This window comes from Jeotgalibacillus alimentarius, from assembly GCF_000829445.1.
Classification (GTDB): domain Bacteria; phylum Bacillota; class Bacilli; order Bacillales; family Jeotgalibacillaceae; genus Jeotgalibacillus; species Jeotgalibacillus alimentarius.
This window is the reverse complement of record NZ_JXRQ01000032.1, coordinates 1-1,688: the sequence shown is the minus strand read 5'-3', so window position 1 is coordinate 1,688 and position 1,688 is coordinate 1. Positions and strand designations below refer to the sequence as shown.

The window sequence follows — 1,688 nt, the reverse complement described above, 5'->3', positions numbered from 1 at the left end:
TGAACTGCGCCCTGTCAAGTAGACAGTAAAAAAGAAAAAAGGTTAGAACTACGCTACGGCCTGGTACCGATACTCTATCGGTGCCAGGTTGTTTAATTTCTCTTGATAACGTTCTTCATTGTAAAATCGCATATATTGATCGATGTCGTTGACTAATTCTTCATAGCTCTTGTACTGTTTCAATGCATATTTCTCACATTTGAAGTGACCGAAAAAACTCTCTATCGGTGCGTTGTCGATACACTTCCCAACACGGGACATACTGCGCGTGATCCCTGCCTCTGTCGTGATGTAGCGGTATTCCTTCGATGTATACTGTGATCCACGGTCGCTATGGAGCAGGGGAGTCGCGTCCGGGTTTGCTTCCATGGCTACCTTCAGCGTGTCCATCACTAAGGCGTTGTTGTTGAAGTGACCGATCTTATAGGCTACGACAGATCCGTCGTACAAGTCCTTAATCACACTCAAATAAGCCTTGTTCCCAAGACCATAATGCAGATGCGTGATGTCTGTCACCCATTTCTGATTAGGGTGGTTCGCTGTGAACTCGCGATTCAAGACGTTATCTTCGATGTTGACATAGCTGGTCTTCGTACAGTAGCCGTTCGACTGGCGGATAAAGGATCTCAGACCTAGCTTGATCATCAGACGACGGATCCGTTTGCGATTGTACTGCTTCTTGAACTGACGGTTGATGAACATGGTGATTCGTCGGTAGCCCAGAATCCCTTGGTGCTTGTTGAATATCTTCTTGATCTCCTCGAGTAGCCATTCATTTTCTTCCTGTTGGTCAGTCGGCGTATGGTTCAGCCATTTGTAGTAACCGGACCGTGAAACTTCAAGCAGTTGACAAAGCAGTTGGATCGACGCTTTTGTCTCTTCATGATAGTCATGGATCGCCTGAAACTTATGCAGATGAATCCCTAATCGCGCATTCTGGCCCTCCTTTCGATCTCCTTCAGCTTTTTTAACAGACCGTTCTCCGTCTCCAAGTATTGGTTGCGATGGTCCAGTTCTTTGATGCGAAGCTTCAGTTTCTCTACTTCTGTCAGGTTCTGCTTAGAGGATAGGGATTTACCGCGGCGATCGTGAAGTGCTGATTCCCCGTCAGCTTGATATTTCCGTACCCATCCATAGACCTGTTGATACGAGACCTGATATTTCTCCGCAGCCCCATGATAATCAAGGTCGTGGGCGATTGCGTATTGGACGATCTCTACCCGTTCCTGTAGTGTTGTTTTGCGTCCTGTGCTCATCTTTTTATTCCCCTCACTAGTGGATTTTAAATCTTTTCCACTAGTGTAACGTTTTATCCATCTTCGTAAAACAGAGGAGGTTGAGATGTTGAAACGAGCACAAGTCTCACTGAGGCTCCCTTGACCCGCCAGATAATAGTCCACTGCCTGTTGTTTCAATTCTTGAGAGTACGCTTTCCAGGTCTTCGATTCCTTCAATCCGTCGATTCCATCTGATTGGTATTTACGGATCCAATCTTTGAAGGTCGTTTTCCCAATCTGATAATCCCTTGAGACCGCACTCACTGACTTCTTCTCATCTAAAACAGATAATATTGCTTTTAACTTTTCATCTATTGTATAATCAGTCGTTCTTTTAGACACAAAAATGCCCCCTTCATAGTAGTAGAGAAGTTTTATTATTTCTCTGTCTACTTTGAAGGGAGCATATCA

At 44.8% G+C, this 1,688-nt stretch carries 1 protein-coding gene; it reads right to left on the bottom strand.

The annotated features are described in order from the left end of the window. Positions 1-48: 48 nt before the first annotated feature. Positions 49-1,619 (bottom strand): IS3 family transposase gene (locus KP77_RS17925; RefSeq protein WP_152614770.1). Its coding sequence is split into 2 segments (ribosomal slippage): positions 49-956 and positions 956-1,619, totalling 1,572 coding nucleotides; the frame shifts between segments, so codons are not numbered across the junction. Between the last annotated feature and the right edge of the window lie 69 nt (positions 1,620-1,688).